General features: G+C 70.3%; 7 protein-coding genes, 1 tRNA gene and 1 pseudogene. 6 read left to right on the forward strand and 3 right to left on the reverse strand.

Annotated elements, in window-relative coordinates; all coding sequences use genetic code 11:
• Positions 1 to 735, reverse strand: a pseudogene (locus IR155_RS15405) (hypothetical protein); the annotation flags it as partial.
• A 238-nt stretch (positions 736 to 973) separates the two neighbouring features.
• Between IR155_RS15405 and IR155_RS15410 the strand changes: the two are divergent.
• From IR155_RS15410 to IR155_RS15420, 4 genes are all read left to right on the forward strand, one after another.
• Positions 974 to 1558 carry an asparagine synthase gene (locus IR155_RS15410; RefSeq protein ID WP_135115672.1) on the forward strand — a complete coding sequence of 195 codons (585 nt, stop codon included), beginning with the start codon at positions 974 to 976 and terminating at the stop codon, positions 1556 to 1558.
• Positions 1559 to 1651: 93 nt separating this feature from the next.
• Positions 1652 to 1724, forward strand: a tRNA-Arg gene (locus IR155_RS15415).
• A gap of 188 nt (positions 1725 to 1912) precedes the next feature.
• Complete coding sequence (locus tag IR155_RS16460) at positions 1913 to 2146, forward strand: IS1/IS1595 family N-terminal zinc-binding domain-containing protein (protein WP_457920469.1); 234 nt, start codon at positions 1913 to 1915, stop codon at positions 2144 to 2146.
• Positions 2058 to 3011, forward strand: a complete 954-nt coding sequence (locus tag IR155_RS15420; protein ID WP_167760826.1) for an IS1249 family transposase — start codon at positions 2058 to 2060, stop codon at positions 3009 to 3011. The genes IR155_RS16460 and IR155_RS15420 overlap by 89 nt, the downstream gene beginning before the upstream one ends.
• 59 nt (positions 3012 to 3070) lie before the next feature.
• Here the strand turns inward: IR155_RS15420 and IR155_RS15425 are convergent, their stop codons facing one another.
• Complete coding sequence (locus tag IR155_RS15425) at positions 3071 to 3265, reverse strand: hypothetical protein (protein WP_135115674.1); 195 nt, start codon at positions 3263 to 3265, stop codon at positions 3071 to 3073.
• A gap of 26 nt (positions 3266 to 3291) precedes the next feature.
• Here IR155_RS15425 and IR155_RS15430 point away from each other — a divergent pair, with 26 nt between their 5' ends.
• Positions 3292 to 3813, forward strand: coding sequence for a CGNR zinc finger domain-containing protein (locus IR155_RS15430; protein WP_135115675.1), 522 nt, complete (start codon positions 3292 to 3294; stop codon positions 3811 to 3813).
• Between the two features lie 43 nt (positions 3814 to 3856).
• Here the strand turns inward: IR155_RS15430 and IR155_RS15435 are convergent, their stop codons facing one another.
• Positions 3857 to 4297, reverse strand: coding sequence for a MarR family winged helix-turn-helix transcriptional regulator (locus IR155_RS15435; RefSeq protein WP_135115676.1), 441 nt, complete (start codon positions 4295 to 4297; stop codon positions 3857 to 3859).
• A gap of 63 nt (positions 4298 to 4360) precedes the next feature.
• Here IR155_RS15435 and IR155_RS15440 point away from each other — a divergent pair.
• A partial coding sequence (locus tag IR155_RS15440) for a DUF2207 domain-containing protein (protein WP_135115677.1) occupies positions 4361 to 6125 on the forward strand: 1765 nt, incomplete at its 3' end.

Here is a 6125-nt window from a genome sequence, read left to right on the forward strand (position 1 = left end):
CGGCTCCACGGACGTCGTCGCCTTCGGCGTCGCCGCGGCCGACAGCGGCTGTGGCGCGACGGAAGGCAGCGGCTCGCTCACGGGGCTCGGATCCGTCGCCTCGCGCTGCTGGCGCCGCGTGGGCGGCTCGGGGCTCGGGTCGTCGACGACGTCGCTGTCGTCGTCGTCATCGTCGAAGGAGACGCCGAGCACCGGAAGGCTCGTCGTCACCAGGCCCGACCCGCGCAGCGGATCCGGCAGCTCGATCGGGCCGCTCTCCGTGCTCGGCGCCGCCTGAGCGACGGGCTCGGGTTCCGGCTCGGGTTGGGTCGGCTCCGCGTCCTCCGGGTCGCCGTCCTCGTCCTGGGTGGCGACCTCGTTCTGGGTGGAGTCATCCGGCGTCGAGTCGTCCTGCGGGGCGTCATCGCTCTCCGCGGCCTCCTCGCGCGGCGCGGAGTCGTCGGCGTCTCCACGCTCGGGGGAATCCGACGCTTCGGCGGCCTCGCCGTCCTCATCCGGCTGGACGTCGCCATCGGCGTGGACGATCAGCGGCCACGTGCCGTCGGGCTCGGTGACATGGAGGCGGACGGCGGCGTCGCGCTCCTGTGCGGCGGCGATCGCATGCATCATGATCGCGTGGCGGCCGTCCTCGACCGTGGCCGTGTCGAACTCGGTCAGGACGTCTCCCGCCACGACCGCGGCGGAGCCGTCCTCGTTCACGATCGCGATGAGCATCGCGGTGTCGGCAGTGGACATTCGTCACTCCTCCCACGGGAGCCCAGGTCAGGGCGGAATCCCGTCATCCCACAGTAGCGACGGGGTCGCCTCCCGTCGCGGGAACCGGTGCCCGCGCGCTCGCTCCTCCCGGCGAGCGGCGCTCGGGGGCCCTCCTGGAGCCCGTCCCCGCGGCGGTCTGACAGGGTCGCGGCCAGTACCCTGGAAGGGGCGGACCACTCGGTCCGATCCGCCGGGGACGCGCTGATGGGGAGGTGCCATGGGACGCAACGCCGAAGCCATCCAGGAGGGCGTCGCCATCGCGCTCGCCGCCGCGCGCCTCTCGGTCAAGAACGCCATCCTCGTCGGCACGATCTCGCTCGACGAGTCGTTCGATCCGCAGCACTTCGTGGACGCCGCGCGCGCGGCGCTGATCGCCCTCGCCGACGAGCAGGATGAGGCCGCGGCCGCCGTCTCCCGCGCGCGGAAGGCGGCGTGGGGCCGCCACACGCAGCCGCACGGGACGCACGACTACCGCGACAGGGACGTGCGCAACCTCCGCCGCCGCGCGAAGCAGTACTCGGGCGTGGCGAAGGCGCTGAGGGCCAAGGCGGACGACGATGCGCAGCTGCGCGAACTCGTCGAGCGGGCGCGCGAGGCCGCCTGGCACGACGTGGAGGTCAACCTGCAGGGCCGCCTGCGCGTCGAGGCGATGCGTCCCGAGCAGGACCCCGATTACGAGTCGATGCGCGAGGCGCGTATGCAGGCCCTGCGCCTCGTCGACCTGCAGAAGCTCTCGGCGCAGGCGCGGCGAAAGCGCACGCTCGCGGCGGCCGCCGAGGACGCCGCCGACGCCGCGTCCTGAGCGACGCGCCCGGCGAGTGCTCGGACCCGCCTCGATTCGCGAGCACCCCGGGCGATGATGTACAGTAGACGGGTTGCCAAGGCAACGGAATGAGCGCCCGTAGCTCAATGGATAGAGCATCTGACTACGGATCAGAAGGTTAGGGGTTCGAGTCCCTTCGGGCGCACAGGTTCGACAGAACCGCCAGGACTGTGTTGAGACAGTGTGGGAAACGGCTTGCTTCGGCAGGCCGTTTCTTGTTTCCCGGCAGCCGTTCTGGCTCGGGCTATAGGCAGAAAAGAGTGGATGGGTCCTCGATGTAGCCGCGGAATGACGCGGTGAAACGGGGATCGGTATGGTCCGCGACCCTTAGTCGTGGATCTTCCGTCGAACACGACGACTTGTCTGGTATGCGGGTCACGGCTGGTGAAGAACGGCCGCCATCGCTCGGGGACGCAGCGCTGGCGTTGCAAAGACTGCGGCTCCTCGACCATCCGCCGCCGCTCGGATGTCACGCGGCGTGAGGCAGCTGCACCGGTTCCTGATCTGGCTGACGGGGAAGAGCACTCAGGCCCAAGCCGGCGGCGGCACCGGACGCTCCTTCCGTGACCAGACAGCATGGTGCTGGGACCTGCGACCGCAGATGCCAGTCACCGGAGAGGTCCATGACGCCGTCCTCGTCGATGGGATCTGGATCGGATACTGGTGCCTGCTGATCGCACTGTCCGACACCGGGCACGTGATCGCCTGGCAATGGGCCGCTCGGGAGTCCACCGCCGCCTGGGAAGCCCTGTTCGGTCAGGTCCCGCCACCGGAGGTCGTCGTCACCGACGGCGGCTCCGGGATCCGCTCCGCCCTCGCCAACACCTGGCCCGACACCGCCGTCCAGCGCTGCATCTTCCACCTGCAGATGAACGTCACCCGCGAACTGACGCGGAACCCGCGCCTGAAAGCAGGGCGCGCGCTGCGCGCCCTGGCGTTGAACCTCAGCACAGTCGCCGATGTCGACGCAGCCATCCAATGGCGCCTCGCCCTCGAGGGCTGGTGGCAGAGATTCGGGCACCTCACCAAAGAGCGCACCATCTATGGCAACGGCCAGTTCGGGTTCACCCATGAACGGCTCCGCAAGGCCTGGGGCATCCTGCACCGCGCCGCCGAAGCCGGACACATCTTCACATTCCTCGAACACGGCAACCCGCGCACCACCTCACCGCTCGAAGGCGGCATCAACGCGCAGATCCGACTCCTGCTCCGCCACCACCGCGGCATGACCATCGAGCACCGAAGACGCGCCGTCGAATGGTTCCTGCTACTCCGCGAGGTCCCCCTCGAACGAGCACACCAGCACGCACACACGCCCGAGCCGGCAGTACCACAAACGGTCCAAGAGCACCTCGGGCCCGAGCTCTACGGCACCGGCCTCGACGCCACCGAAGGCCTCTGGCACCGATCAGGCTGGATCGGCGACCACTGACACGCCCGACCCCATCCACTCTTTTCTGCCGCTAACCCTCTGGCTCTCGCGGCGCCTCCTCAGACCTCACGGCTGAGCGCGGCCGGCGGCGTCTGTGGTCGCGCGGCGAGGTCCACGCGGCGCGTTCCGCACGCGGCGCAGCGGACGTAGAGCACTGTGCCGTCGAGCGTGCGGTGCGACGACTCGACGAGCCAGCCGTGCTCGTGGACGGTCGGGGCGAGGAGTGGCAGGGGCGAGGTGCGGGGTTCTGTCACGCTCTCCACGATGATGTAATGGCCTTATGCATCTCAACCCTTACGGCGAGTACGCGGTGCTGATGGCCGCATCGCTCGCGAACGACTGGCCGGCCGACCGCGCGGGAGTCGTCGCGCGCATCCGTGAGGGCGGGATGACCGGCGCGTTCCTCGAGACGCCCGACGATCACGCTCAGGTGCGCGCGCTCATCGACACGTGGCTCGAGGTCGTGGACGAGACGGATCCGGATCGTCGCGCGCTGCTGCTCAACGCGCAGATGGCGGAGGCGACCGCCTACCCGCGGATGACGAACCACGACGGCGAGGGCTGGCACCTCCACTACCGCGACGACTACCAGGGGCTCGCGCACGTCATCCGCGCGGTGGTGACCGTCGGCACGGCCCTGCATCTCGTCACGCGCGGGATGCACCGTCTCGCCCGCTGCGCGGCGTCCGACTGCGACCGGGTGGTCGTGGATGTCACGCGCAACGGGCGGCAGCGCTATTGCTCGACGCGCTGCGCCAACCGCGCCGCCGTGCAGCGGCACCGCGCGCGGGTGCGTTCGTAGGTCTCCGGCTCCCGGTGGCTGTTCGCTCAGAGCGAACGCCGCGTCACTCGCCGGGACGCTCGCCGCGCAGCTTCCGCGTGAGCTGACGGAGCTGGCGCAGCTCGTCCTCGCTGAGCACCGACATCCGCTCCGCGATCGAGCGGCCGTGGTTGACCGCCACCTGGCGGAACGCCTGCGCGCCCTTCTCGGTCGCCGTGACCATCGCGCCGCGGCCATCCGCCGGATCCGAGCACTTCGTCACGAGGCCGCGCGTGACCATCCGGTCGACGAGGCGCGACACGCTCGGCTGGCTGATCAGCATGTTCGTCGTCACGTCGCGCAGGCGTGCGGACATGCCCTCGGCGCGTGTGACAGTCAGCAGCACGTCGTACTCCGACTGCGTGAGGCCCGTGCCTGTGAAGTCGGAGGAGATCTCCGCGAAGATCTCGTGCTGGGCGCGGAACAGGCTCTCCCATGCCTCCACAGCGAGCCTCCGATCGACCATGACTCAAGCGTATCGGCGCACCGCCGCCTCCGCCCGACCCCGCGACCCCACAGCGTGGAGCGCATGGGGTGGACACACGCACGCGACCGGATCGCTCAGACGGGGCTCGCGGTGCTGGCGGCGATCATCCTGATCCTCTCGGCGGCGTTGCCCGCGCGGGCCGACGTCGACGACTTCGTGTTCGACAGCCTGTCGGTGGAGGTCGAGCTGTCGCAGAACGAGGAGGGTGCGGGTGTCGCGCGCATCACCGAGACGTTCGTGGCGGTGTTCCCCGAGTGGGACCAGAACCGCGGAATGCAGCGGCGGATCCCGCAGGATGACGAGTGGACGCCGCTTCATCCGACGCTCGTCTCGGTGACGGATGAGGAGGGCGATCCGCGTCCCGTCGAGACCGAGAGCGACGACGGCGATCTCGTCGTCACGTCGGCGGTTCCCGAGGGGGAGTTCGTCCACGGTCGCGAGACCTACGTCTTCACCTACACGCTCGAGAACGTCGCGGGGCCGAAGGACAACGGCCTCGACGAGTTCAACTGGGATCTGCTCGGGGAGGAGTGGGCGCAGCCGTTCGGGGAGGTCGAGGCGGGCGTCACGGTCGACGCCGACCTCGCCGCCGCGCTGACGGGAGACGCCCGCTCCTACGCGGGAGATGTGGGGTCCACCGACTCGGAGGTGCTCGAGCCGGCCCCGCAGCCGGACGGGTCGGTCCGCTTCGAGGCGCAGTACCGCGAGGTGCGGCCGTACCAGCCGGTGACCTTCGCGATCGGCTTCGAGCCGGGCACATTCACCCCGTTCGACGCGTCGGTCGCGTCCTCTCCCGCGGCGCTCGCCCAGATCGGAGGCGGTGTGCTCGGGGCGATCGCGATCGGCTGGGCCATCCTCGTGCGGCGCCGGCGGCTGCAGGACGAACCGGGGCGCCCCGTCGTCGTGGCGGAGTTCACCCCGCCCGAGGGAGTGGATGCGGCGACGGCCGCGGCGATCCTCGGGCGGTCGGGGAAGATCATCGCCGCCGAGGTGCTCGAGCAGGCGGTCTCGGGCTCGCTGCGGATCGTCGAGTCGAAGGGCATCCTCGGCACGTCGAAGTTCACCGCCGAGCTCGTCGATCCGACGCGCGCCGACGACAACGGCCGCATCATCCTCGAGGGCCTGTTCGGCGAGGAGCTCGCGTCGGGCTCGACGTTCGAGTTCGGCACCACCAGCGCGCGCTTCTCCAAGGCCGCGCAGAGCCTGATCAGCTGGGCGGGCGCCCGGAACAGCGCCCTCCGCCGGGGTATGGCGCGCAGCTACAGGCTCGGCAGGTGGCCGCTCATCATCGCCATCGCCGCCGTGGTGCTGATGCTCGGCGGCGGGATCGTCGCGCTGGTCTCCTACGTGACGCCGATCGTGCCGATCGTGCTGCTCGTCTTCGGGTTCCTCACGATCTTCGCGATCCTGATCATCCTCGGACGCAGCCCGCTCACGAGCGAGGGCGCGGTGATCCGCGACCACCTGCTGGGCCTCAAGCAGTTCATCGACTGGGCCGAGGAGGACAGGATCCGGATGCTGCAGTCGCCGCAGGGCGCCGAGCGGCGGCCCGTCGATGTCGATGACCCGCGACAGATGCTCGTGCTCTACGAGCGGCTGCTGCCGTTCGCCGTGGTGTTCGGCCAGGAGAAGAAGTGGGCCGAGCGCCTCGCCGTGATGTACCCCGGCGACTCGCCCGGCTGGTACGCGGGCTCCGCGCCCTTCAGCGCCGCGTCGTTCGCCGCCGGTGTCAGCTCGATGTCGACCGCGAGTGTGTCGAGCTCATCGGGCGGCTCGACCGGCGGCGGCTCGGCGGGAGGCGGTGGCC

The organism is Microbacterium paludicola (genome assembly GCF_015235415.1).
Lineage (GTDB): Bacteria > Actinomycetota > Actinomycetes > Actinomycetales > Microbacteriaceae > Microbacterium > Microbacterium paludicola.

What these genes read in the sequence shown, in the direction of transcription:
- IR155_RS15410 (WP_135115672.1), top strand. Translation starts at nt 974, where the DNA reads ATGGGACGCAACGCCGAAGCCATCCAGGAGGGCGTCGCCATCGCGCTC.
- IR155_RS15430 (WP_135115675.1), top strand. Translation starts at nt 3,292, where the DNA reads ATGCATCTCAACCCTTACGGCGAGTACGCGGTGCTGATGGCCGCATCG.
- IR155_RS15435 (WP_135115676.1), bottom strand. Translation starts at nt 4,297, where the DNA reads ATGGTCGATCGGAGGCTCGCTGTGGAGGCATGGGAGAGCCTGTTCCGC.